The following is a 22,682-nucleotide window of genomic DNA, read 5'->3' as shown; positions in this document are numbered from 1 at the left end:
CCTGCTTCTTTCCGGGCAATAAAAAACGGCCCCGGAGCATGCCGGGGCCGTTTCGGACCGGACAGAATCCGGGAAATCAGCGCTGACGGCGGCGGATATTGTCCTGCACCTGATCCTCGCTGAGCTGGAAGCCCAGCAGGATCCGATAGGCCGGCCCCTGGTTCAGATCGGCCAGCGGGATGCGCTGCTCCAGCTCATCGGTAAACAGCGCCCGGCTCTGGTTGCGTTCGAACGCGACCTCGACCGGGAAGCTTCGTTTGGCGATGACAGTTCCTTCCGGGTTCTGGATCGCGACGAAATATTCCAGCCGGGCAACACGCTCCTGATTGGCCGGCCCGCGCGCGATCTGGATCGGCACGATGATCCCGACCTCCAGTGACTCCTCGTCATAGCCGCAGGCGCCTGCCAGGTCGCCGATACGCGCCTCGAACAGCACGTCGGTCAGGTCGCGCCCCTCGCCGGTACGGTACTGTGTCATACGATCCAGATTGGCGACGACGCGCGCGTCCGGACAGGCCGGTGGCGGCGCCGAAGGGCCGAACATCGATCCGCAGCCGGCCAGCAGCAGGGCCGGCACCATGAAGAACAGCGGCGGGCGGAGGAAGGAACGCGTCAAAGCGGGCAGGAGGCGTTTCATGAAGCGGCGCTATCCGTTGCTGGGATCGGAAACAGGGTCTGACACTCTATAGCCTGTCCCGCCCGTCCCCGCAAAACCCGGTTTCGCCCTAAAACCCGGTTTCGCCCTTGGGCCGGCTGTATTAGGGTGTCGCCAATTCGGCAGCGTGCCGGCCCGGCTGGAAAAAGTGGGGACGGCGGTCTGCGATCCGGCAATTGCGGCACCATATAGAACGGCATGTCAAAACCGCCCCTCACCCTCCTGCTCGCCGGCCCGCGCGGCTTCTGCGCCGGTGTTGATCGCGCCATCCAGATCGTCGAGCGGTCGCTGGAGAAGTTCGGCGCGCCGGTCTATGTGCGCCACGAGATCGTGCATAACCGCTTCGTCGTCGAATCGCTGGAGAGAAAAGGCGCCATCTTCGTCGAGGAGCTGGACGAGGTGCCGCCGGACGCACCGGTCGTGTTCTCCGCCCATGGCGTGCCGAAATCGGTGCCGGCCGAAGCGGAGCGACGCAACATGGTCTATCTCGACGCCACCTGCCCGCTGGTCAGCAAGGTGCACCGCGAGGCCGAGCGGCATTTCGCGGCGGGGCGGCTGATCCTGCTGATCGGCCATGCCGGCCATCCGGAGGTGGTCGGCACGATGGGGCAGTTGCCCGAAGGTGCGGTCCGGCTGATCGAGACCAGTGCGGAAGCCGAGACCATCGACCTGCCGGCCGACCGCGAGATCGCCTACGTGACGCAGACCACCCTGTCGGTCGATGACACGGCCGGGATCATCGAGGCGCTGCGCCGCCGCTTCCCGCAGCTCGCCGCGCCGAAGCAGGAGGATATCTGCTACGCTACCACCAACCGGCAGCAGGCGGTGAAGGCCATCGCCGCGCGCTGTGACGCGATCCTGGTGATCGGGGCGCCGAACTCCTCCAACTCGAAACGTCTTGTCGAGGTGGCGCGCGTTGCCGGCTGCCCGAAATCCATGCTGCTGCAGCGCGCCGACCAGATGGACTGGACCTTCCTCGACGGTGTCGCGCGGCTGGGTGTGACCGCCGGCGCCTCGGCCCCGGATGTGCTGGTCGATGAACTGATCGACGCCTGCCGCGAGCGCTTCGACGTGACGCTGGAGGAAGTGGTGACGGCCGAGGAGGACATCCACTTCAAGCTGCCCAAGGTATTGAGCGCATGACGCCCAATCGGCAGTTTGCTCCCTCCCCCCTTACCACGCGCTGATTCCATGGCCGTCTATACCGCCGTCTCCGACGAGGATCTGCAGGCATTCGTCGCCAGCTACGATATCGGCGAGGTCACCAGCTTCGCCGGCATCGCGGAAGGGGTCGAGAACTCCAACTTCATGCTGCGCACCGCCACCGGCAGCTACATCCTCACGCTCTATGAAAAGCGGGTTCACCCGGAAGATCTGCCCTTCTTCCTGGGGCTAATGGAGCATCTGGCGGCCAAGGGCATGGCCTGCCCGACGCCGCTGCACGATCGCCAGGGCCGCACGCTGCGCGACCTGAACGGCAAGCCGGCGGCGATCATCAGCTTCCTGGACGGCATGTGGCCGCGCCGCATCCAGCCGCAGCACTGCACCGGCGTCGGAATCGCGATGGGCCAGTTCCACACCGCCGGCGCGGATTTCACCCTGTCCCGGCGCAACGGGCTGACGCTGGAGGACTGGCGGCCGCTGTTCGACAAATGCGCGGACCGCGCCGACGAGGTCTGTCCCGGCCTTGCCGAGATGCTGCGCGGGGAGCTGGATTATCTGGAGGCACACTGGCCGCACGATCTGCCGCGCGGCGTCATCCATGCCGATTTGTTCCCCGACAATGTGTTCTTCAAGGGCCCCGAGCTGAGCGGCGTCATCGATTTCTATTTTGCCTGCACCGACGCGCTGGCCTACGACATCGCGGTCTGCCTGAACGCCTGGTGCTTCGAGCCGGATGGCAGCTTCAACATCACCAAGGCGCGGCTGATGCTGAACGCCTATGCCCGCCTGCGACCGCCGACCGAGGCCGAGATCGCGGCCCTGCCCGTGCTGTGCCGGGGGGCGGCGATGCGCTTCCTGCTGACCCGCCTCTATGACTGGCTGAATCATCCCGAGGGCGCCTACGTGAAGCCGAAGGACCCGATGGAATATGCCCACAAGCTGCGCTTTCACCAGAAGGCGCGCGGTCCCGGCGATTACGGCATCACGGTCGAAACCGCCGCGCAATGAGCAAGCCCATCGTCGAGATCTACACGGACGGCGCCTGCAGCGGCAATCCGGGCCCGGGCGGCTGGGGTGCCGTGCTGCGCTATGGCAAGCACGAGAAGGATCTGTCGGGCGCGGAGCCTGCAACCACCAACAACCGCATGGAGATGACGGCGGCGATCATGGCGCTGGAAGCGCTGACGCGCCCCTCGACGGTGGAGCTTTATACCGACTCGACGTACCTGCGCGACGGCATCCTGAAATGGCTGCCGGGCTGGAAGAAGCGCGGCTGGCTGACCGCCGACAAGAAGCCGGTGAAGAATGTCGATCTCTGGCAGCGGCTGGAGGCGGCGCTGGTGCCGCACAAGGTCACCTGGCACTGGGTGAAGGGCCATGCCGGCCACCCGGAGAATGAACGCGCCGACAAGCTGGCCACCGAGGCGATCAAGCAGGCGCGGTAGGAGGCTTTTCTCCCCTCACCCAGCTTCCACGCCACTCGCCATTCAACTCTGCCCGTCACCCCCGCATTTATTGCGGGGGTCCAGGCTTCCGCTTGCTAGATGCCCGCCCGAGTAAACTGAACCCTGGATTCCCGGCACAAGGCCGGGAATGACAGCTGGAGGAACGGCACCGTACGGGGGCCTGCTTTTTCTTTCCCCTCTCCCTTGGAGGGAAAGGGTTGCGCAGCCTTGTGAGCGCAGCGAGCTAGGCGGAGCTGAGTGAGGGGGCAAGCATCAATCAATCCCTCACCCATTACGCCCTACCGCCCGAACTTTGCCTTCGCCTCGATGCGGCGGCGGTGCAGCACCGGCTCGGTATAGCCGTTCGGCTGCTCGCGGCCCTTGAACACCAGGTCGCAGGCGGCAGCGAAGGCGACACTGGCGTCGAAATCCGGCGCCATCGGGCGGTACAGCGGATCGCCCGCATTCTGCTTGTCCACCACGGCGGCCATGCGCTTCATGGTCTCCATCACCTGCGTCTCGCTGGCAATGCCGTGATGCAGCCAGTTGGCGATATGCTGGCTGGAGATGCGCAGCGTCGCGCGGTCTTCCATCAGCCCGACATTGTTGATGTCCGGCACCTTGGAGCAGCCCACACCCTGGTCGATCCAGCGCACGACATAGCCGAGGATGCCCTGCGCGTTATTGTCCAGCTCCTGCTGCACCTCCTCTGGCGACCAGTTCGGCCGGTCGGCCAGCGGAATCGTCAGGATGTCGTTCAGGCTGGCGCGCGGACGGCTCTTCAGCGCCTCCTGCCGGGCCGCCACATCGACCTCGTGGTAATGCAGCGCATGCAGTGTGGCCGCCGTCGGCGAGGGCACCCAGGCGGTGTTGGCGCCGGCCATCGGATGGCCGATCTTCTGCTTCAGCATTTCCGCCATCATGTCCGGCATCGCCCACATGCCCTTGCCGATCTGCGCCCGCCCGCGCAGCCCGCAGGCCAGGCCGGTATCGACGTTCCAGTCCTCATAGGCCTTGATCCAGGCGGTAGCCTTCATGTCGGCCTTGCGGATCATCGGCCCGGCCTCCATCGAGGTGTGCATCTCGTCGCCGGTACGGTCGAGGAAGCCGGTATTGATGAAGGCCACCCGCTCCTGCGCGGCGCGGATGCATTCCTTCAGATTGACGGTGGTGCGGCGCTCCTCATCCATGATGCCCATCTTCAGCGCGTAGGGCTTCAGGCCCAGCGCCTGCTCGACGCGGCCGAACAATTCGCTGGCGAAGGCGACCTCCTCCGGCCCGTGTATCTTCGGCTTCACGATGTACATGGAACCGGTGCGGCTGTTGGCGAGGCCGCTCTTGCGCTCCAGATCGACGATGGCGATGAGCGCCGTCATCATCGCGTCGAGGATGCCTTCCGGCACCTCCTTGCCGTCCTTGTCCAGCACCGCGTCGATGCTCATCAGATGGCCGACATTGCGCACCAGCATCATGCTGCGGCCCGGCAGGGTGAGCGTGCCGCCTTCCGGCTTGGTGTAGCTGCGGTCCGGGTTCAGCCGGCGCACCACGGTCTTGCCGCCCTTCTCCAGCTCAGCCGTCAGCGTGCCGTTCATCAGGCCGAGCCAGTTGCGATAGACCTCCACCTTGTCCTCGGCATCGACAGCGGCGATGGAATCCTCACAGTCCTGGATGGTGGTGACGGCGGATTCCAGCACGACATCGGCGAGGTTGGCCGGGTCGGTCTTGCCGATCGGATGGCCGGCATCGATGCGGATTTCCGCATGCAGGCCGTTATGCACCAGCAGGATCACCGACGGCGACGCCGCATCGCCCTGATAGCCCACGAACTGTGCCGGCTCCTTCAGCCCGGCCTTCTTGCCGCCGGTCAGGGTGACGGCCAGCTTGCCGCCTTCGACGGCATAGAAGGTGGCGTCCTTGTGGGAGCCGCCGGCCAACGGGAAGGTCTCGTCCAGGAAGGCGCGGGCATAGGCGATCACCTTCTCGCCGCGCTTCGGGTTGTAGCCGCCGGTGCGGGTCGCCCCGTCCTCCTCGGAGATCGCATCGGTGCCGTACAGCGCATCATACAGGCTGCCCCAGCGCGCGTTCGCCGCGTTCAGCGCGTACCGCGCATTCATCACCGGCACCACCAGCTGCGGGCCGGCGATGGCCGCGATCTCCGGATCGACATTCGCGGTCGAGACGGCGAAATCCGGGCCTTCCGGCAGCAGATAGCCGATCTCCTGCAGGAAGCTCTTGTACTCCGCCAGATTGAAGGGCTTGCCCTTGCGCGCCCGATGCCAGCCATCTATCTTCGCCTGCATCTCGTCACGCTTCGCCAGCAGCGCCCGGTTCTTCGGCGCCAGATCGTGCACGATGGCGTCCAGCCCGGCCCAGACATCGGCCGCCTTGCGCCCGGTGGCGGGGATCACCTCGTCATTCACGAAATCGTACAACACCCTGGCGATCTTCAGACCGCCGACCTCGACACGCTCGATCACGCTCGCCTCCCTCTGGCTCGTTCCATGGCGTTGTTCTAAGCCAACGGTATAGTATGACAAGCCGGGTTTCCCATTGGGCGGAAATAAATCTCATTTATTTTTCTTGGGCGCCGCGTCCGGCTCGCGTATTCGGATCGCATGACCATATCCAAGCTCTGGCGCCCCATGACTCCCGCCGACCTGCCCGCCGTGCAGGATGTGGCGGAGATCGTGCATCCGCTGTACCCCGAATCGCCGGCAGTGGCGGCGGAGCGGCTGGCGCTCTATCCCGCCGGCTGTCTGGTGGCGGAGCGCGACGGCAGGCTGCTGGGTTATGCCGTCAGCCATCCGGGGCTGCTGGGCCGGCCGCCGGCGCTGGATGTGCTGCTAGGCAGCCTGCCGGAAGCCCCCGATTGCCTCTATCTGCATGACATCGCCCTGCTGCCGCAAGCGCATGGGCTGGGGCTGGGATCAGCACTGGTCGCGCACCTGCTGAGGCTGGCTAAGGCGGCGGGATTTCCGGTTCTGGCCCTGACGGCGGTGAATAATTCCGCCGGCTACTGGCAGCGCCGGGGCTTCGCGCCCTATCAAGGCGATGCGGCACTCGCCGCGAAGCTGGCCAGCTATGGCGAGGATGCGCTGTATCTGGTGCGCGCCGTGGATTAGCCTCTCTCCCGAAGGTTCAACCAAGGGAGGCTCCAATGAGCATCGAACGCATCGACATCACCACCGGCCCCGGCCCGATCATGAGCCGCACCGTCATCCATGGCGACATGGTCTATCTGTGCGGCCTGACCGCCAAGGACCGTTCCGCCGACGTGAAGGGCCAGACGCAGGAAATCCTGAACAGCATCGATTCCTACCTCGCCAAGGCCGGCACCGATAAATCGAAGCTGCTGACCGCGCAGCTCTGGCTGAAGGACATGAAGGATTTCCAGGCGATGAATTCGGTCTGGAACGCCTGGGTCGATCCGAAGAACCCGCCGGCCCGCGCCTGCGTGAATGCCGAGATGGCGTTCCCCGACATCCTGGTCGAAATCATGGTGACGGCGGTAAAGTGAGCCTGCCCCAACGCTATGGCGTGATCGCGACGGAGCGGCTGTCGATCAGCCTCGGCACCGCCCATCGCGGTTTTGTCTCGGTCTGCACCGTGCCGTCCGACACCGCCGCCGGCATCGAGGGTCAGGTCGCCCAGGTGCTGGCGGCGCTGGACGGGCTGCTGGCGGAGGCCGGGACCGACAGGTCCCGGCTGCTTACCGCCACAATCTGGCTGCGCCGGATGTCCGATTATCCCGGCATGGTCGCGGCGTGGAACCGCTGGGTCGATCCGGCAAACCCGCCCGCCCTGACCTGCTGCCGCGCCGACATGGCGCGGCCGGACATATTGGTCGAGATCAAGCTGACGGCGGCCCGTCTCCATCCTTAAGAGGCTCTTGCCATGAAAATTCCCGCCCTGCCCTTCACCGCGACCGACTGGTCCAAGGTGCCGGCCACCCGCCATCCCGGCGAGACCGGGGAGGCGCTGTGGCGCACGCTGGAGGTCGGCGACATCCGCATCCGCATGGTGGAATATTCGCCCGGCTACCTGGCCGATCACTGGTGCGACCGCGGCCATATCCTGCTGGTGCTGGAAGGCGAGCTGGAAAGCGAGCTGAAGGACGGCCGCAAGACCGTGCTGACACCGGGCATGAGCTATCAGGTCTCCGACTTCGGCGATTCCCCGCACCGCTCCGCGACCCGTACCGGGGCAAAACTTTTCATCGTCGATTGAGGACAGCCTACTCCGCGTAATCCAGCGGCACGGCTGTCGTGTATTTGATCACCTCCATGGCGAAGCTGGAGCTGACATCGGTGATCTGGGCGCGCTGGATCAGCCGCTTGTAGAAGGCGTCATAGGCCGCGATGTCGGGCACCAGCACGCGCAGCAGATAGTCGATCTCGCCGCTCATCCGGTAGAATTCGACCACTTCCGGGAAGTCGCGCACGGCACGCGAGAACCCCTCCAGCCATTCCGCATCGTGCCGGCTGGTGCGCACCGCGACGAACACCGTCACCCCGACATTCAGCTTCTCAGGGTCCAGCAGCGCCACCCGCCCCCGGATCACGCCCGCCTCCTCCAGCCGCTGGATACGCCGCCAGCAGGGCGAGGCCGACAGCCCGACCTCGCGCGCGATATCCGCCAGCGACAGCGAGGCATCCTCCTGCAGAACGGCAAGAATTCGCCGGTCCAGCTCATCTATAGGCACGGTTTTCTTCATAGAGGCGATTATGAGGAATAATTTTCTGCGATCACAGGAAAACTGCCATAAAATCGCAAATTCTTTTGCGCTGGCTGGGATATCCTACTTGAAACAAGCCTCTGGGAGCCCGCGCATGTCCTTACACAGCCTTTTCACCGAACACCCCAAATCGGTCGGCGAAAGCTATTTCGAGCATATGGGGATGGCGTTTTCCTTCTCCGGCCGCATGCTCGTGGCCGGACTGGCCTGCTTCATCCATGGCGTGTTCCCGTTCCTGTGCGTGAAGACCGGGTCGATGGCGATCACCGAACTGCATGGCCGCATGGTCACCAACCGCAGCAAGCTGGACCGCCAGAATGTGGAAGCCGCGCAGGGCGCAGGCGACTAACACACGCTAGACGGCCGGATCCGACTCTTCCGGCCCTCCCGGTGGTGCGGCGGCGCGGGTCGCCTCGAACCGGCTCAGGGCTTCCTCGAAGATTGTCGGGAATCCGGCCTGGGGACCGTCGAAAACCGACGCCCCGCCATTCCTTGCTGCCGCTGCAGCCGCCTCCCGGCGGCTGGTCGTCAGCCGGAAATACAGCAGTGAGAACGTGCGCAGGGAAGAGGCGAGGCTATCGCTGCTGCGCCGCGATTCCACCGCATCGCAGATCGCATCGACGGGCATGTCCTCACGCGCGCAGATATCCGCCAGCGCGTCCCAGATCGCAATCTCCAGGCTGACGCTGGTCCGCCGGGCGGCAACCCGGACATTCCGGCGCACCCGCGCGCCATTGCGCAGACTGCCTTCCCCGCCGAAACTCAACCCTGGCTTTCGTTTCGGACGGTCGTCCGCCGTGCCCTTCGCCGACCCGTTGCCGTGTCGTCGCCCCTTCCGCATCGCCCCGACCCCATCGCTGCACGCACCCAGTTTCCAGGGCGCATTCCAAGCCTGCACACAATCGTAGGATACTTTGCCGCAATCGATAACAGGGCACAACCCTGCGTATCAATTTCTGGCAAGAGTCGCTTTGAAGTTGCTTTTGTGCGAGCCGTTATCGCCCGATCAGGCGGCGCCCTTTACCGGCGGGGTAACGCGCATCAGGGTGATCTGGTGGCGCTGCTTGCGCAGAATCTCGAAACGGAAGCCATAGAAGGTGAAAACCTGGCCGACTTCCGGTATCTGCCGCGATTCCTGCAGCACCAGGCCGGCGATGGTGGAGGCTTCCTCGTCCGGCAGGCTCCAGTCGAACTCCCGGTTCAGATCGCGCAGCGTGACCGTGCCATCGACCAGGAAAGACCCGTCTGGCTGTGCGCGCACGCCGACCACGGCGACGTCATGCTCGTCGGAAATCTCGCCGACGATCTCCTCCAGGATATCCTCCAGCGTGACGATGCCCATCAGCGTGCCGTACTCGTCGATCACCAGGGCAAAATGCTCGCGCCGCGTGCGGAAGGCCTGCAACTGGTCCAGCAGTGTGGTGGTATCGGGGATGAACCAGGGCGGGCTGGCCAGCGCCGCCATGTCGATGCCCTTCATCTCACCGCCATGGCCGCGCAGCTCGCGCAGCAGCGCCTTGGCATGCAGCACGCCAATGATGTTGTCCTGGTCCTCGCGCCACAGCGGGATGCGGGTATAGGGGCTGTTCAGCACCTGGTCGATGATGTCGTCCGGCGGCAGGTCGGCATCGATCATCACCACATTCTTGCGGTGGGTCATGATCTCGCCGACCTCGACATCGCCGAGATCGAGCACGCTGTGCAGCATGGCGCGCTCGTGATGGCCCTCGCCCTCCTCGCCCTGATGCAGCTCGATGGCACCACGCAGCTCTTCCTCGCTGGCGTCGGACCCCAGATCCCCGGTGATCGGCACACCGAACAGCCGGAAGATGCCGCGCACCAGAATCTGCACCGTGCGCGAAACCGGGGCGAACAGCAGCACCACCAGCCGGATCAGCGGCGCCACCAGCAGCGCCAGACGGTCGGCATTGTTCAGCGCGTAGGTCTTCGGCAGCACCTCGGAGAACACCACGACAACCGCCGTCATGATCAGCGTTGCCCAGGCCACGCCCTCGGGGCCGAACAGCGTGATCATGATGCTGGTGGTCAGCGAGGCCGCCAGGATATTGACCAGATTGTTGCCGATCAGGATGGCGCCGATCAGCCGTTCGCTCTGCGCGCGCAGCGTGTTGACGATGTTTGCCGGCTTGCTGCCCTTCTTGGCGAGCTGATGCATGCGCGCCCGCGAGGCGGCGGTAAAGGCGGTTTCGCTGCCCGAGAAGAATGCCGACAGGATCAGCAAGGCGACGATGGCGGCGACGTTGAGCCAAAGCTCGGGAGTCATTTCCGGTTAGCCTTCGATGGAAGTGGCGAGCATATCGCGGACGGCCTGGACATCCACATCCTGGGTGATGAAGGCCTTGCCGATGCCCCGTACCAGAATGAAGGTGATTTTGCCGTCCGCAACTTTCTTGTCCTTGGCCATATGGCCCAGCAGCTTGTCCACCGACCAGTGCTGGCGGCCGGCGACTTCCAGCGGGCTGACGCGCAGGCCGACATCCTGCAGATGCCGGCGCGCGCGCGCCGCATCCTCGGCCGGGCACAGGCCCAGCCGGGCAGACAGGTCGAACGCCATGACCATGCCGATGGCAACCCCCTCGCCATGCAGCAGCATCTCGCCGAAGCCGGTCTCCGCCTCCAGCGCATGGCCGAAAGTGTGCCCCAGATTCAACAGCGCTCGGTCCCCTGTCTCCTTCTCGTCGCGGGCGACGATGGCGGCCTTAGCGGCGCAGCTGAGCCTCACCGCGTGGCGGCGCTTTTCCCTGTCACCAGCGATCAGCGCGGACCCGTTCGCCTCCAGCCAGGCGAAGAAACCGGCATCGCCCAGCAGCCCGTATTTCACCACCTCGGCATAGCCGGCCAGCAATTCGCGGCGCGGCAGCGTGTCGAGCACGCCGGTATCGGCCAGCACCAGGCGGGGCTGATGGAAGGCGCCGACCAGATTTTTGCCATGGCGCGTGTTGATGCCGGTCTTGCCGCCGACCGAACTGTCCACCTGCGCCAGCAAAGTGGTCGGAATCTGGATGAAGTCGATGCCGCGCAGCAGGATCGCAGCGGCAAAGCCGGTCAGGTCACCGATCACCCCGCCGCCCAGCGCCACCAGCGCGGTGCGCCGCTCGATGCGGGAATCCAGCAGATCGTCGAGCAAGGCCTGCAGCCGGTCGAACTTCTTGCTGCCTTCGCCGGCCGGCACGATCACCGAGGACACCTCGATTCCGGCGGCGCGGTAGGACTCCTCGACCGTCTTCAAGTGCAGCGGCGCTACATGGCTGTCGGTGACGATGACGACTCGCGGCTGACGCAGCACCGGGCGCGACAGGGCACCGGCCCGGGCCAGCAATCCCTCGCCGATCAGAATGTCATAGGCGCGGCCGGCGAGATCGACCGACAACGTATCGTACGCGGCGGCGGCGGAAGCGGCAGGGTCAACGGAGAGAGCGGTCACGAGGCGGCAGTCCGTTCGGTAAGGGAAGATTCATGGTCCAGAAAACCGGTCAGCGCATCCAGCACGCGCTCCACCGTTTCCTCGACCGGGCCGGGGGCGGTATCCACGACGATATCCGCCTCGGCGTAAATCGGATAGCGGTCCGCGATCAGCTTTTCCAGCACCATGCGGGGATCGCCCTGCTTCAGCAGCGGCCGGTTGCTGCGCTTGGCGACACGCTCCAGCAGGGTTTCGAGATCGGCGCGCAGCCAGATGGTGACAGCCTGCTGCTTCAGCCGGGCGCGGGTCTGCTCGTTCACGAAAGCGCCGCCGCCGGTGGCCAGCACATGCACCGGCTCACTTTCCAGCAGGCGCTGGATCACGCGCCGCTCGCCATCGCGGAATTCCGGCTCGCCGTGACGCGCGAAAATCTCCTCGATGGTGCAGCCTGCCGCGGCCTCGATCGCCGTGTCGGCATCGATGAAGGGCAGGCCCATCTGCGCCGCCAGGCGCCGTCCGACGGCTGACTTGCCGGCGCCCATGAGGCCGACCAGCGCGATGGTGCGGGGAATATGCTTCGGTACTATGGTCATCCGCATATCATCGGCAATGCGGGGCGCATGGCAAGAGACTCTCCTGTCCGGCTGTCGGGCAGGCCAAAGGAGGGCTCGTTGAAAGCCCGCGCCAGCGCCGGTAAAGTAACAACCATGGACGGATATGCCGCGAAAATGCCATTGACCGTGTATATATAGTCGAAATTATCTGTCCCGGCACCCTCTTCGCCTTTATCTGCACAGCGCATCGGTTTTCATGCTCAAGGCACTTATCGTTTTCATCGTCCTGCTCCTGCTTCTCGTCCTTGGCGGCGGCGCTTTCCTGGTTTCCGGTAATGTCGCGCCGCCGGCCACGCCCGTCGAGAAGGTGATCCCGAATGACCGTTTCAAGAACTAGAACGGTACTCCCGGCAGCGGCCCTCGCGCTGGGGCTGCTCACAGCGACGGCGATCTGCGCGCCCGCGGCACTGGCGCAAAGCGGCGGGCAACCGCTGCGCCTGTTCCCGCTGCCCGGTCAGGGGGGCAACCAGGGGGCCAATCAGGGGGCCGGCCAGGAAAACCGCCCGCCGGCGGCGGAACGGCAACCTTCGCAAACGCCGCAAACCCTGCCGGGAACGCTGCCCGGTGCAGCGACGGACAGTACCGCACCCGGTCAGATCGCGCCGGCCGCGCCGGTGCGCCCGGTCCCGGCGGCTCCCGCCCAAACCGACAGCGCGCCCTCGCTGCGTGTGCCAATGCCGGTGCCGGTGTCGAGCAATGTGCTGGCGGCCCCCTCGCTCGATTCGCTGGGCATTGCCGAGCGCGGCTTCGGGCAGGATATCTGGAACGGGACGCCGCGCGCCGTGGCGCAGCGGCTGCTGGAATCCCTGCCGGAACTGCCGGGCAGCCACACGCTTTATACGCTGCAGCGCCGGCTGCTGGTGTCTGCCGCCCTGCTGCCCCCGCCTGGCCCGGAAGAGGGGCCGGAGGGCACCGTGCTGACGATTCGTGCCCAGGCGCTGCGCGAGATGGGGGCACTGGACGATCTGTCGGCCCTGCTTGCCAGCCTGCCCCGCAACGCCGGCAGCGAGGGGCTGAGCCGGCTTTCGCTGCAAACCGACCTGCTGCGCGGCAAGGATGATGCGGCCTGCGCCACCGCCCGGAACGCCGGCAGCACCTATGGCGGCGTGTTCTGGCGCCGGGCGCAGATCGTCTGCGACGCGCTGGCGCGGGAGACCGGCCGGGTCGATCTGGGCATGACCGTGCTGCGTGAAATGAATGTGCCGGAAGACCGCGCCTTCACCCGGCTTGTCGATGCGGTGATGGGCCATTCGGTGCTGCTGGACAGCCTGCCGGCGCCGACCGCGCTGCATCTGGCACTGCTGAAGGCGGCGAACATGCCGGTACCGGCCGACGCCGTTGCCGGCGCGCCGCCGACCGCACTGGTTGCCCTTGCCGAAGGCGATTATGCCGCCGCCGAGATCAGCATCGCCGCCGCCGAGCGCGGCCTGGCGCTGGGCATCGTCTCCGCCGACCGGCTGGCCGCCCTGTACACGGCCTATCCGGCGACACCGGCGCAGCTTGCCGGCGCCATCGCGGCGGCGGAGAAACGCTCCGACAGTGTCAGCCGCGCCCATCTGTTCCGGCTGGCCAGCGAGGAGAGCCTGCCGCTCGCCAAGGCTGAGGCCATCGCCACCGCGCTGCGCATCGCCCGCGACGGCGGCAGCTACATGGCGACAGCGCGGCTCTATGCCGGGCTGATCGCCGGGATGCAGCCGACGGGCGAAATGATCTGGTTCGCCGAACCGGCGGCGCATGCGCTCTATGCCGCCAACCGCCCGGAGGACGCCCGGCCCTGGCTGCTGGCGATCCGCGACCGCGGACGCTTCGACGAGTTGGCGGCGGCGGCCTGGCTGCAGCTGTGGCCGCTGGCGCGCCTTGTCGGCGACGATACCGTCACGGTATGGGAGGATATGGCGCTGGAGGCATCACTGAATGCGCTGATGACCGCCCAGCCGAACGAGGGGCCGGCGCGCGCGGCCTTGCTGGCAGCCCTGCTGGACGCCGCCGGCGAACCGGTACCGTCTACATTGTGGCGCGGCTGGCTGGACGGTCCCTACATCCAGGCAACCGCCCTGCCGTCGCCGACAATCTGGTTTGCGCTGGAAAACGCCGCAGCGGAAGGGCGCATCGGCGAGACGCTGTCGCTGGTGCTGATTGCCGCCGGCAGCGATCCGCTGGGCCAGATCGATATCGTGCCGCTGCGCCGTATCATTCAGGCACTGCGCCAGGCGGACCAGCCGGAGGCTGCGCGGCAGCTGGCACTGGAAGCCGCCATCGCCCACGGCTTCTAGCCGGGGCGTGTGACGATGGCCGCCAGCCATACTGCCGGTAACGCTGCTGGCCACGCCGTCGAGGCCTTCCTCGAAATGCTGGTCGCCGAGCGCGGCATCGCCGCCAACACGCTGCAGGCCTACCGGCACGATCTGGAGGATTTCTCGGATTTCCTCAGCCGGCGGAAACGCAGCGCCGATGCGGCTTCGACCACCGATCTGCGCGACTATATGTCCGCTCTCGCGCGCGCCGGCATGGCCGCCAGCACGGCGGCACGGCGGCTTTCCGCCCTGCGGCAGTTCCATAAATTCCTGCATGCCGAGAATTATCGTGAGGATAATCCCTGCACCGTGGTCGATGCGCCGCGCCGCAGCCGGCCCCTGCCGAAAATACTGAGCGAGGCGGAGGTCGATCAACTGCTCGACGCCGCAGCCGGCCTGCCCGGACCGGACGGGGCGCGGCTGCTGGCGCTGCTGGAGCTGCTCTATGCCAGCGGCCTCCGCGTATCCGAACTGGTCGGCCTGCCGCTGGCGGCAGTGACGCGCGATACCGGCATGCTGATCGTGCGCGGCAAGGGCGGGAAGGAACGCATGGTGCCGCTGACCGAGGCCTCGATCCGCGCGGTCGAGGCCTACCGGCAGGTCCGCGATGCCTTCCTGAAGGAAGGCCAGAAAGAGAAACAGAAATCGCCCTATCTTTTCCCCTCGCGCGGCGATAGCGGGCACCTCACCCGGCACCGTTTCGCGCAATTGCTGAAGGAGCTGGCGGTGACGGCCGGCATCGACCCGCAGAAGGTTTCGCCGCATGTGCTGCGCCACGCCTTCGCGACGCATTTGCTGGACCACGGCGCCGATCTGCGGAGCGTGCAGCAGATGCTGGGCCATGCCGACATCTCGACCACGCAGATCTATACCCATGTGGTCGAGGAAAGGCTGCGCCGGCTGGTCGAACAGCACCACCCGCTGGCCCGGCCCGGAGCCAAAACGGGCCGCAAGGGCTAGCTGATTAGGCCGCCCGGCGTCCCTTGCGGCCGCCCTGATCCTCGTCGAACAGCGAGGCCAGCTGCTCCATCATCGTGCCGCCCAGCTGCTCGGCATCCACCAGCGTGACCGCGCGGCGATAGTACCGCGTCACGTCATGGCCGATGCCGATGGCGACGAGTTGTACCGGCGAGCGGGTCTCGATGAAGTGGATGACCTCGCGCAGGTGGCGCTCCAGATAATTGCCCGGATTGACCGACAGCGTCGAATCATCGACAGGCGCACCGTCGGAGATCACCATCAGGATGCGGCGCTCCTCGGTGCGGGCAAGCAGGCGGTTATGCGCCCAGAGCAGTGCTTCGCCGTCGATATTCTCCTTGAGAATACCCTCGCGCAGCATCAGCCCCAGATTCTTGCGCGCCCGGCGCAGTGGCTCGTCGGCAGCCTTATAGACGATGTGGCGCAGATCGTTCAGGCGACCCGGATTGGCCGGCTTGCCGCCGGAAATCCAGCGTTCGCGGGACAGTCCGCCCTTCCAGGCGCGGGTGGTGAAGCCCAGAATCTCCACCTTCACACCGCAGCGCTCCAGCGTGCGCGCCAGGATATCGGCGCTCATCGCCGCGATGGTGATCGGCCGGCCGCGCATTGAGCCGGAATTGTCGATCAGCAGCGTGACGACGGTGTCGCGGAAGTTGGTTTCCTTCTCGATCTTGTAGGACAGCGGATAGGTCGGGTTGGTGACCACCCGCGACAGCCGGCCGGTATCCAGCATGCCCTCTTCCAGATCGAACTCCCAAGTGCGGTTCTGCTGCGCCATCAGGCGGCGCTGCAGCCGGTTCGCCAGCTTGCCGATGACGCCCTGCAGATGGGTCAGCTGCTGGTCCAGCAGCTTGCGCAGGCGCGTCAGCTCCTCGGGATCGCACAGCTCGTCCGCCAGCACCACCTCGTCGAATTCGGTGACATAGGGCTGATAGGGGCGGTTATCGCCGGCACCGGCCTGGTTGCGGCGCTGCTGCGGCGAGCCGGGCTCTTCCGAATCCTCCTCGCTGCTGCCGGGCATCATCTCGCCCTCGGCCTGTTCGCCGGTCTCGTCGCCCTCCTCGCCGGCCTGCATCTCCTGCGGCATGGTGTCTTCGCCATCGGCGCCGTCCGAGGCCGACTGCATGTCGCTGTCGTCCTGCTGGTCGGCTTCGCCGTCGTCGCCGCCCTCGCTGTCATCCATGTCGCTGTCGTCGCCCTCGCCCTCCTCGCCCGGATCGATGTCCAGGTCGCGGATAAGCTGGCGCGCCGCCTTGGCGAAGGAATCCTGGTCCAGCAGATGCTCGCGCAGCGAATCGAGGTCACCACCGCAGCGTTCCTCCACCCAGCCGCGCCAGACATCGACCAGCCGGCGGGCGCTCGGCGGCGGGGCTTCACCGCTGATCTGCTCGCGCGCGATCAGCCGCATCACATCGGCGAGGTTGGCCTCGTTGCGATCGGTGATGTGTTCGAAGCCCTTGCGCTTGCAGCGTTCGTCCAGCGCCTGCGCCAGATTGTCGGCGATTCCGGCCATCTGGTTGGCGCCGATGGCTTCGCAGCGGGCCTGTTCCATCGCATCGAAGATCGCCTTGGCCACACCGCTGCCTGGCGCACGGCGCTGGTGCACCGACTCGTCATGATGGCGCAGGCGCAGGGCCAGCGCGTCCGCCTCGCCACGCACCAGCGCACGCTCATGCGGGTTGAGGTCGGTCGCCGGCACCGGCAGCCGGACCCTACCAGCGATGATGCCGGGCTGTTCGACGCCATAGGTGACCTCGGCCTCGGGCGCACGACCGATGGCCCGCAAGGTGGCCGCGGTAGCGCGCTTGAATTCCTCGACCGGGGTTTCGCCGCTCGACATGTCGATCCTGCCTTTACCTGTCCCTAAGGGGCTTAGTGGGGGCTCAGTTCTTCCGGGTGGCGCGGATGCCGGTATCCTCCAGATCCTTGCCGAAGCTGCGCTGGTAATATTCCGCCACCACGCTGCGCTCGACCTCGTCGCACTTGTTCAGGAAGGTCAGGCGGAACGCCATCCCGACATCCCCGAAGATCTTGGCATTCTCCGCCCAGGTGATGACGGTACGCGGGCTCATCACCGTGGAGATGTCGCCATTGATGAAGCCGGCGCGCGTCAGGTCGGCGACGCGCACCATGGCGGACAGCGTCTCGCGGCCTTCCTTGCCGTTATAGGCCGGCAGCTTGGCGGCGACGATGTTCACCTCGTCATCATGCGGCAGATAGTTCAGCGTGGCGACGATCGACCAGCGGTCCATCTGGCCCTGGTTGATCTGCTGCGTGCCGTGATAGAGGCCCGTGGTGTCGCCGAGGCCCACCGTGTTGGCGGTGGAGAACATGCGGAAGCTCTTGTGCGGGCGGATCACGCGGTTCTGGTCCAGCAACGTCAGCTTGCCCTCGACCTCCAGCACGCGCTGGATGACGAACATCACGTCGGCGCGGCCGGCGTCATATTCGTCGAACACCAGCGCCACCGGGTTCTGCAGCGCCCAGGGCAGGATGCCTTCACGGAACTCGGTCACCTGATGGCCGTCGCGCAGCACGATGGCGTCCTTGCCGATCAGGTCGATACGGCTGATGTGGCTGTCCAGATTGACGCGCACGCACGGCCAGTTCAGGCGCGCGGCGACCTGCTCGATATGGGTCGATTTACCGGTGCCGTGATAGCCCTGGATCATCACGCGGCGGTTATGCGCGAAGCCGGCCAGGATGGCGAGCGTGGTCGCCCGGTCGAACTGATACGTCTCGTCCAGGTCCGGCACATATTCGCTGCCGACGGAAAAGGCGGGCACATCCATATCGACATCGATGCCGAAGGTCTGGCGCACCGAAACGGTGATGTCCGGCATGTCCAGCGGGTGCGCGCGCGGAGTCTCCGCGACGGTCGATGCAGGGATGGCGGACGCAGTAGCTTGAGCCATGAAAGGTGACTTCCGTTCTGTTTTAAGGGAGCCTTGCCAGCCGTCAGGCCAAATCGGGGAGCAGGCTAGCGCAATCGGGCAGGGTTACGCATCGCGTTTTTTAACATAAGAACTTTCGCAAAATCGAATAGGCATGATTGATCGATTTCAGCCGCTCCTCGGCGGCCTTGTCGCCGCCATTGATGTCAGGGTGATTCTCCTTGGCCAGCTGGCGGTAGCGCACCCGCACTTCCGGCCAGGTGATCGGCAATTCCAGCCCCAGCTCGGCAGCGGCCTGCGCCTCCGGTGAGGCGGCAGGCTGGCGCGCCTGACGCCTCGCTTTCTCGGCCTGCTCGGCATCCGGGCCGACATTTTCCTCATAGATTCCAAAATCATCATAGACGCGCCAGCCCTTCTTCGGCTCCTTCACGCGCTGGCCGTCGCCCAGCCGCCAGGTTGGCCGGTCCCAGATAATATCGCGGCGGATATGCGCCTCGACCTCGGGCTCGCTCATGCCGGCGAAATAATTCCAGGCGGCATTGTAGGCGCGCACATGGGCCAGGCAGAACCAGCGATATTCGTTCAGCTTGTCGCGCGCGCGCGGCGCACGGAATTCGCCCCGCTCCGAACAGCCGGGATGCTCGCACATACGATGGGCCGGCTGATGCGCCTGCGCCTCGGCATAGCGCCGGCGCCACTCCTCTTCCCACGGGTCAATTGTCTTCGTGCGTGCCATGACAGGAATTATGGTCGCGCGACCCATCCCCGGCAAGCGCCGAGACTGCACAACATGGCGCACATGCAGCCGCATCAGCCGGCCGCATAGCTGACCGCATCAGGCGGCATCTTCCGCTTTGATACGGGGTTTGCGGATTTATCATTTGTGTACGGACGTTACTCTTCGTATCACGGTAATGGTTAATCGCCATGCCGGCGCAACCACAGGCAGTGAGGATTCCATGACAGTTGCCCAGACGATAGAAGCCAAGCTGCGCCAGGGACTCGCCCCGGAAAGCCTGACGGTCATCGACGAATCCCACCGTCATGTCGGTCATGCCGGACACCGGCCCGGCGGGGAAAGCCACTTCCGCGTCGAGATCGTCTCCGCGCAGTTCGCCGGCAAATCACGCGTCGAGCGCCAGCGCATGATCCATGCGCTGCTGGCGGAAGAGCTGACCGGGCCAATCCATGCCCTGTCGCTGTCCACCCAGACCCCTGACGAAAAAATACCCTGAGCACATCAACCATTGAGGGTGTTTCAAAAAGAAAGACATTTCATGGTTGCATTCATCAAGCGCTCCACTACACTGACATACCAAGATAATCGTCCGGCGCCCCGGCGGCGGCGGCGCAGCAACCGCGAAGGGCAAATGGGCACGAGCCTGAAAAGCCATAACGTCGTCGTGAACGGACACAGGACGAGCATGCGGCTGGAGCCCGAAATGTGGGACGCGCTGCGCGATATCTCGCTTCGGGAAAATCTCAGCATCAACCAGCTCTGTACGCTGGTGAACCAGGTGCGCGACCGCTCCAGCCTGACCTCGGCGGTGCGGGTCTTCGCGCTGGCCTATTTCCGCTCGGTCGCCGCCGGGCTGGATGACCCCATTGACAGCCTTCGGCCGCCCGCCGCCGTGCAGACGCCCCACCCGCTGGATGCGGCGCTGGGCATGACGCGCCAGCAGATTGCGGCGGAACGGACTCAGCGGCCGGTATAAAAGTCCGGCCAATCCTTCTTCACGATCGGGCCATCGCTGGCCAGCGCGTGGCACGTATCCAGATGCCAGGGCTTGCGCCGCGGCGCGTCTTCCGGCTGCGGCTTTTTCCGGCGCTGCCCGACCAGCGTCTGGTAGGCGGTCGTCGCCATCGGCCCCAGCAGCTCCACCAGATGGGTACAGCCCCGCGTGCCGCCCAGCAGTTCCTTCACCTTGCGGGTGAAACCCGGCCCGATGGTCAGCCCTTCCAGCGCCTGGAAATTCGGCGCAATGGCGCCGCAGACCGCGTAGGGGCTGTATTCGGTGAAGGCCTCGGCGGCGCGGATCGTGAAATCCTCGTCGATGGTGAGGCGCAGCCACATGCCGTGCAGCGGCTCGCCCGGCTCGACCCGGCCACGCCAGCTATTGTCGAAGCCGTAGGTCTTCACGTCGGTCATGTGGCCTTCGATGTCCCACAGCCCGTCGGCGCGGCGGAATCCCTCGCAGGTCACCGTGCGGGTATGCAGCTTCTCGCGTGCGGCCGGTTCGGACAGGGGCATGGGAGTCTTCCTCGCTATTTGGTGCCGAACAGCCGGTCGCCGGCATCGCCCAGGCCCGGCACGATATAGGCATTCTCGTCCAGCTTCTCATCCAGCGACGCCACATAGACCGGCACGTTGGGGTGCGATTTGTTGAACTGCGCCACGCCCTCGGGCGCCGCCACCAGCGCCATGAAGCGGATATGCTCGTCCGGCACGCCGTGCCGGTTCAGCACATCGACGGCATGTACCGCCGAATTGCCAGTCGCCAGCATCGGATCGACCAGGATGAACAGCCGTCCCTCCGCAGAAGGCAGCTTCACCAGATATTCCACCGGCTGCTTGGTGTCGTGATCGCGATAGAGGCCGACATGGCCGATCCGTGCCGCCGGCACCAGCTCCAGCAACCCGTCCGCCATGCCGAGGCCGGCGCGCAGGATCGAGACAACCGCCAGCTTGCGGCCGTCGATCACCGGCGCGTCCATGGTGGTGAGCGGCGTTTCCACCCGCTCCGTCGTCATCGGCAGATTGCGGGTGATCTCGTAGCCCATCAGCAGCGCGATCTCCTTCAGCAGCAGGCGGAACTTGATCGTCGTCGTCTCGCGGCTGCGCATCTTGGAGAGCTTGTGCTGGATCAGCGGATGATCGAGCACATGCAGATTCGGGAAGTCGGGGTGGGCAGGCATGTCGAAACCTCGCAGGGGCGCTAGGACAGGAGCGCTGGAACGGATGGGCCAGGCCTCGTAGCGGAGACGCGGCACCGGGTCAATCCCGATGCCCTTACCCGGCCCTTTAGTCCGGCCCCCTTAATCCGGCCGGGGTGGCGTTGCTGCCGCTACCGCCGGCTGTGCTGCGGGCGGCAGGATAACCGGCGGCTGCGGCGGCCGTTGAGTCTGCCCGGTCCCGGCCCGGGCGTCGGCCCGGGCGTCGAGTGCCGGCACCGCATCCGTCTCTGCGCGTGGCGGCGTGCGCCAGTCCTGGCTGTCAAACGCGCCGCAATTGCCGCATACCGCATGCCAGCGTTCGGCCTGCGCACCGCAATTGCCGCAGATCCAGGCCGGATCGGCCGGCGCCGCGGCGGCCTTGGTCAGCCAGTCCCGGGTCTTCACGGCATCGCCATATTCGGACTCGACGACCGATGCCATCAGCCGGTAGGCGCGGGCCGAGGCACCGGCCGCCATCGCCTTGTCGAGATGACCGCGCGCCTCGCCCCAGAGCTGGGCCTCGAGCGCCGCGCCGGCGACCGCGATCCGGCTGTCCACCGCATCGGGGTTGAGCGATGCCAGATGCTGGAAGCGCCGCATGCGCTGCAGGGCGCTCTCGCCCGGCCAGCAGCGTTCGTACAGGGGGACGAGATCGGGGTGCGGGCGCACCGCCCACACGCTTTCGATCAGCTTCGCCGCGCGCTTGTGCTTGCCGGCCTCGATCAGCAGCCGCGCCTTTTCCAGTGCCGCCGGCACGAAATCGGCCTTGTGGCCCAGCGCGCGCTTCGCCCGGTCCAGCGCCTCGCCGGTGTCACCCTTGGCGACTTCCTCGCGCGTGCGTTCGGTCTGCAGGGCCGCGCGGTGGCGATTCGCCGTCTCGGCGGACAGCAGCTTGGTCTGCGCCATCTCCTGCACGGTGGCCAGCGCCTCGTTCCAGCGCGCTTCCTTCACCTGCAGGTCGAACAGGGTGCGCAGCACCCAGTCGGTCTGCGGCTTGATCTCATGTGCACGCTTCACCAGCGTCAAGGCCTTGGCGGAATCCTGCTTGCGCACGGCGGCGGTCAGCAGGCCACGCAGGCCCAGGAACTCGGTTTCCGGGCGTTTCAGCATGGCGGTGAAATAGCGTTCGGCCGCTGCCTCGTCGCCATTCAGCTGCGCCGCCTGCGCCGACAGCAGCATGGTCAGCGGCGGGTCGTCCAGCAGCGAATCGGCCTTGCGGGCCAGCCGCTTCGCCTCGTCCGGATCGCCGGCGGCGACCGCCACCATTCCCTGTGTCAGCGCAAGATAGCCCTGCCGGCGCTTGCGCTCCTGCCGGGCATTCAGAAAGGCGAAGGGTGCCTTCAGGATGGAGCCGTAGAAGCGCACCAGCACATAGAGCAGCACAGCCAGCGCCAGCAGCATCAGCACCAGAATGCCGAAGGAGGTTTCCAGCCGGTAGCCCTGCCAATCGACACGGACCATACCCGGATGCTCGACCAGCCAGACCGCGGCGGCGACCAGCAGCGCCAGCTTCACAAAGAACAGGATTGCGCGGATCATAGCCGT

Annotated in this window: 26 protein-coding genes; 13 read left to right on the top strand and 13 right to left on the bottom strand. The window is 65.9% G+C overall.

Features of this window, described 5'->3' with window-relative positions:
• Positions 1 to 76 precede the first annotated feature (76 nt).
• Positions 77 to 637, bottom strand: coding sequence for a hypothetical protein (locus BKM74_RS02530; protein ID WP_086464105.1), 561 nt, complete (start codon positions 635 to 637; stop codon positions 77 to 79).
• Positions 638 to 853: 216 nt separating this feature from the next.
• Here BKM74_RS02530 and ispH point away from each other — a divergent pair, with 216 nt between their 5' ends.
• Genes ispH through rnhA form a run of 3 tightly spaced genes read left to right on the top strand, consistent with a single transcriptional unit; the run spans position 854 to position 3,264 of the window.
• Entirely contained in the window at positions 854 to 1,798 is a 945-nt protein-coding gene (gene ispH, locus BKM74_RS02525) for a 4-hydroxy-3-methylbut-2-enyl diphosphate reductase (RefSeq protein WP_086464104.1), read from the top strand.
• Between the two features lie 48 nt (positions 1,799 to 1,846).
• Positions 1,847 to 2,827, top strand: a complete 981-nt coding sequence (locus tag BKM74_RS02520; protein ID WP_086464103.1) for a homoserine kinase — start codon at positions 1,847 to 1,849, stop codon at positions 2,825 to 2,827.
• On the top strand, positions 2,824 to 3,264 hold the full coding sequence (gene rnhA, locus BKM74_RS02515; protein WP_086464102.1) for a ribonuclease HI: 441 nt from the start codon (positions 2,824 to 2,826) through the stop codon (positions 3,262 to 3,264). The genes BKM74_RS02520 and rnhA overlap by 4 nt, the downstream gene beginning before the upstream one ends.
• 299 nt (positions 3,265 to 3,563) lie before the next feature.
• On the opposite strand, the gene BKM74_RS02510 is transcribed toward rnhA, so the two are convergent.
• Positions 3,564 to 5,741 (bottom strand): malate synthase G, encoded by a 2,178-nt coding sequence (locus BKM74_RS02510; protein ID WP_086464101.1) that lies wholly within the window; start codon positions 5,739 to 5,741, stop codon positions 3,564 to 3,566.
• Between the two features lie 138 nt (positions 5,742 to 5,879).
• Here BKM74_RS02510 and BKM74_RS02505 point away from each other — a divergent pair, with 138 nt between their 5' ends.
• From BKM74_RS02505 to BKM74_RS02490, 4 genes are read left to right on the top strand one after another with little or no spacing between them, the layout of a single operon-like run.
• Positions 5,880 to 6,386: a GNAT family N-acetyltransferase gene (locus tag BKM74_RS02505; protein WP_086464100.1), complete on the top strand. Its 507-nt coding sequence runs from the start codon at positions 5,880 to 5,882 to the stop codon at positions 6,384 to 6,386.
• A gap of 35 nt (positions 6,387 to 6,421) precedes the next feature.
• Positions 6,422 to 6,781 (top strand): RidA family protein, encoded by a 360-nt coding sequence (locus BKM74_RS02500; protein ID WP_086464099.1) that lies wholly within the window; start codon positions 6,422 to 6,424, stop codon positions 6,779 to 6,781.
• Entirely contained in the window at positions 6,778 to 7,146 is a 369-nt protein-coding gene (locus BKM74_RS02495) for a RidA family protein (RefSeq protein ID WP_176342347.1), read from the top strand. Before BKM74_RS02500 ends, BKM74_RS02495 begins: the two co-directional genes overlap by 4 nt.
• 12 nt (positions 7,147 to 7,158) lie before the next feature.
• Entirely contained in the window at positions 7,159 to 7,491 is a 333-nt protein-coding gene (locus BKM74_RS02490; RefSeq protein WP_086464097.1) for a DHCW motif cupin fold protein, read from the top strand.
• 7 nt (positions 7,492 to 7,498) lie between these two features.
• On the opposite strand, the gene BKM74_RS02485 is transcribed toward BKM74_RS02490, so the two are convergent.
• Complete coding sequence (locus BKM74_RS02485; protein WP_289594416.1) at positions 7,499 to 7,966, bottom strand: Lrp/AsnC family transcriptional regulator; 468 nt, start codon at positions 7,964 to 7,966, stop codon at positions 7,499 to 7,501.
• A gap of 127 nt (positions 7,967 to 8,093) precedes the next feature.
• Between BKM74_RS02485 and BKM74_RS02480 the strand changes: the two genes are divergently transcribed.
• Entirely contained in the window at positions 8,094 to 8,348 is a 255-nt protein-coding gene (locus BKM74_RS02480) for a DUF6356 family protein (RefSeq protein ID WP_086464096.1), read from the top strand.
• A 6-nt stretch (positions 8,349 to 8,354) separates the two neighbouring features.
• Here BKM74_RS02480 and BKM74_RS02475 read toward each other — a convergent pair whose 3' ends face one another.
• From BKM74_RS02475 to BKM74_RS02460, 4 genes are all read right to left on the bottom strand, one after another.
• Complete coding sequence (locus BKM74_RS02475) at positions 8,355 to 8,840, bottom strand: ribbon-helix-helix domain-containing protein (protein WP_086464095.1); 486 nt, start codon at positions 8,838 to 8,840, stop codon at positions 8,355 to 8,357.
• Between the two features lie 165 nt (positions 8,841 to 9,005).
• Positions 9,006 to 10,283 carry an HlyC/CorC family transporter gene (locus BKM74_RS02470; protein ID WP_086464094.1) on the bottom strand — a complete coding sequence of 426 codons (1,278 nt, stop codon included), beginning with the start codon at positions 10,281 to 10,283 and terminating at the stop codon, positions 9,006 to 9,008.
• Between the two features lie 6 nt (positions 10,284 to 10,289).
• Positions 10,290 to 11,444: a 3-dehydroquinate synthase gene (gene aroB / locus BKM74_RS02465; protein WP_086464093.1), complete on the bottom strand. Its 1,155-nt coding sequence runs from the start codon at positions 11,442 to 11,444 to the stop codon at positions 10,290 to 10,292.
• On the bottom strand, positions 11,441 to 12,016 hold the full coding sequence (locus tag BKM74_RS02460; RefSeq protein WP_086464253.1) for a shikimate kinase: 576 nt from the start codon (positions 12,014 to 12,016) through the stop codon (positions 11,441 to 11,443). The genes aroB and BKM74_RS02460 overlap by 4 nt, the downstream gene beginning before the upstream one ends.
• Positions 12,017 to 12,233: 217 nt before the next feature.
• Here BKM74_RS02460 and BKM74_RS18655 point away from each other — a divergent pair, with 217 nt between their 5' ends.
• Genes BKM74_RS18655 through xerD form a run of 3 tightly spaced genes read left to right on the top strand, consistent with a single transcriptional unit; the run spans position 12,234 to position 15,291 of the window.
• Complete coding sequence (locus BKM74_RS18655; RefSeq protein ID WP_176342346.1) at positions 12,234 to 12,374, top strand: hypothetical protein; 141 nt, start codon at positions 12,234 to 12,236, stop codon at positions 12,372 to 12,374.
• On the top strand, positions 12,355 to 14,310 hold the full coding sequence (locus BKM74_RS02455) for a hypothetical protein (protein ID WP_140056005.1): 1,956 nt from the start codon (positions 12,355 to 12,357) through the stop codon (positions 14,308 to 14,310). Before BKM74_RS18655 ends, BKM74_RS02455 begins: the two co-directional genes overlap by 20 nt.
• Positions 14,311 to 14,325: 15 nt before the next feature.
• A complete protein-coding gene (gene xerD, locus BKM74_RS02450; protein WP_086464252.1) occupies positions 14,326 to 15,291 on the top strand; it encodes a site-specific tyrosine recombinase XerD in 966 nt (321 codons plus the stop codon).
• Between the two features lie 4 nt (positions 15,292 to 15,295).
• Here the strand turns inward: xerD and cobT are convergent, their stop codons facing one another.
• The 3 genes from cobT to BKM74_RS02435 all read right to left on the bottom strand — a co-directional run bounded on the left by cobT (position 15,296) and on the right by BKM74_RS02435 (position 18,939).
• Positions 15,296 to 17,149: a cobaltochelatase subunit CobT gene (gene cobT / locus BKM74_RS02445; RefSeq protein ID WP_086464091.1), complete on the bottom strand. Its 1,854-nt coding sequence runs from the start codon at positions 17,147 to 17,149 to the stop codon at positions 15,296 to 15,298.
• A gap of 43 nt (positions 17,150 to 17,192) precedes the next feature.
• A complete protein-coding gene (gene cobS / locus BKM74_RS02440; protein WP_176342368.1) occupies positions 17,193 to 18,152 on the bottom strand; it encodes a cobaltochelatase subunit CobS in 960 nt (319 codons plus the stop codon).
• 172 nt (positions 18,153 to 18,324) lie between these two features.
• A complete protein-coding gene (locus BKM74_RS02435; RefSeq protein WP_086464089.1) occupies positions 18,325 to 18,939 on the bottom strand; it encodes a DnaJ domain-containing protein in 615 nt (204 codons plus the stop codon).
• A 223-nt stretch (positions 18,940 to 19,162) separates the two neighbouring features.
• On the opposite strand from BKM74_RS02435, the gene BKM74_RS02430 reads away from it, so the two are divergent.
• The gene (locus tag BKM74_RS02430) at positions 19,163 to 19,438 is read left to right on the top strand and encodes a BolA family protein (RefSeq protein ID WP_086464088.1); all 276 of its coding nucleotides are present in this window, start codon (positions 19,163 to 19,165) and stop codon (positions 19,436 to 19,438) included.
• Between the two features lie 135 nt (positions 19,439 to 19,573).
• Entirely contained in the window at positions 19,574 to 19,918 is a 345-nt protein-coding gene (locus tag BKM74_RS02425; protein WP_086464087.1) for a ribbon-helix-helix domain-containing protein, read from the top strand.
• Here BKM74_RS02425 and BKM74_RS02420 read toward each other — a convergent pair.
• The 3 genes from BKM74_RS02420 to BKM74_RS02410 form a co-directional block, all read right to left on the bottom strand.
• Positions 19,903 to 20,454 (bottom strand): DUF2889 domain-containing protein, encoded by a 552-nt coding sequence (locus tag BKM74_RS02420; RefSeq protein ID WP_086464086.1) that lies wholly within the window; start codon positions 20,452 to 20,454, stop codon positions 19,903 to 19,905. The two genes, BKM74_RS02425 and BKM74_RS02420, sit on opposite strands and share 16 nt — an antisense overlap.
• 14 nt (positions 20,455 to 20,468) lie before the next feature.
• A complete protein-coding gene (upp, locus tag BKM74_RS02415) occupies positions 20,469 to 21,119 on the bottom strand; it encodes a uracil phosphoribosyltransferase (protein WP_086464085.1) in 651 nt (216 codons plus the stop codon).
• Between the two features lie 120 nt (positions 21,120 to 21,239).
• Positions 21,240 to 22,676 carry a heme biosynthesis protein HemY gene (locus tag BKM74_RS02410; RefSeq protein ID WP_086464084.1) on the bottom strand — a complete coding sequence of 479 codons (1,437 nt, stop codon included), beginning with the start codon at positions 22,674 to 22,676 and terminating at the stop codon, positions 21,240 to 21,242.
• Positions 22,677 to 22,682: the final 6 nt, after the last annotated feature.

This window comes from Oceanibaculum nanhaiense, assembly GCF_002148795.1.
In the GTDB taxonomy this organism is placed as follows: domain Bacteria; phylum Pseudomonadota; class Alphaproteobacteria; order Oceanibaculales; family Oceanibaculaceae; genus Oceanibaculum; species Oceanibaculum nanhaiense.
This window is presented reverse-complemented; position numbering and strand designations above follow the sequence as displayed.

Coding starts and splice junctions, on each gene's coding strand:
- cobT (WP_086464091.1), bottom strand. CDS start 17,149: ATGTCGAGCGGCGAAACCCCGGTCGAGGAATTCAAGCGCGCTACCGCG.
- BKM74_RS02470 (WP_086464094.1), bottom strand. CDS start 10,283: ATGACTCCCGAGCTTTGGCTCAACGTCGCCGCCATCGTCGCCTTGCTG.
- BKM74_RS02530 (WP_086464105.1), bottom strand. CDS start 637: ATGAAACGCCTCCTGCCCGCTTTGACGCGTTCCTTCCTCCGCCCGCCG.
- BKM74_RS02420 (WP_086464086.1), bottom strand. CDS start 20,454: ATGCCCCTGTCCGAACCGGCCGCACGCGAGAAGCTGCATACCCGCACG.
- ispH (WP_086464104.1), top strand. CDS start 854: ATGTCAAAACCGCCCCTCACCCTCCTGCTCGCCGGCCCGCGCGGCTTC.
- BKM74_RS02425 (WP_086464087.1), top strand. CDS start 19,574: ATGGGCACGAGCCTGAAAAGCCATAACGTCGTCGTGAACGGACACAGG.
- BKM74_RS02500 (WP_086464099.1), top strand. CDS start 6,422: ATGAGCATCGAACGCATCGACATCACCACCGGCCCCGGCCCGATCATG.
- upp (WP_086464085.1), bottom strand. CDS start 21,119: ATGCCTGCCCACCCCGACTTCCCGAATCTGCATGTGCTCGATCATCCG.
- BKM74_RS02410 (WP_086464084.1), bottom strand. CDS start 22,676: ATGATCCGCGCAATCCTGTTCTTTGTGAAGCTGGCGCTGCTGGTCGCC.
- BKM74_RS02430 (WP_086464088.1), top strand. CDS start 19,163: ATGACAGTTGCCCAGACGATAGAAGCCAAGCTGCGCCAGGGACTCGCC.
- BKM74_RS02455 (WP_140056005.1), top strand. CDS start 12,355: ATGACCGTTTCAAGAACTAGAACGGTACTCCCGGCAGCGGCCCTCGCG.
- rnhA (WP_086464102.1), top strand. CDS start 2,824: ATGAGCAAGCCCATCGTCGAGATCTACACGGACGGCGCCTGCAGCGGC.
- BKM74_RS02475 (WP_086464095.1), bottom strand. CDS start 8,840: ATGCGGAAGGGGCGACGACACGGCAACGGGTCGGCGAAGGGCACGGCG.
- BKM74_RS02460 (WP_086464253.1), bottom strand. CDS start 12,016: ATGACCATAGTACCGAAGCATATTCCCCGCACCATCGCGCTGGTCGGC.
- BKM74_RS02505 (WP_086464100.1), top strand. CDS start 5,880: ATGACCATATCCAAGCTCTGGCGCCCCATGACTCCCGCCGACCTGCCC.
- xerD (WP_086464252.1), top strand. CDS start 14,326: ATGGCCGCCAGCCATACTGCCGGTAACGCTGCTGGCCACGCCGTCGAG.
- BKM74_RS02520 (WP_086464103.1), top strand. CDS start 1,847: ATGGCCGTCTATACCGCCGTCTCCGACGAGGATCTGCAGGCATTCGTC.
- BKM74_RS02480 (WP_086464096.1), top strand. CDS start 8,094: ATGTCCTTACACAGCCTTTTCACCGAACACCCCAAATCGGTCGGCGAA.
- cobS (WP_176342368.1), bottom strand. CDS start 18,152: ATGCCGGACATCACCGTTTCGGTGCGCCAGACCTTCGGCATCGATGTC.
- BKM74_RS02435 (WP_086464089.1), bottom strand. CDS start 18,939: ATGGCACGCACGAAGACAATTGACCCGTGGGAAGAGGAGTGGCGCCGG.
- BKM74_RS18655 (WP_176342346.1), top strand. CDS start 12,234: ATGCTCAAGGCACTTATCGTTTTCATCGTCCTGCTCCTGCTTCTCGTC.
- BKM74_RS02490 (WP_086464097.1), top strand. CDS start 7,159: ATGAAAATTCCCGCCCTGCCCTTCACCGCGACCGACTGGTCCAAGGTG.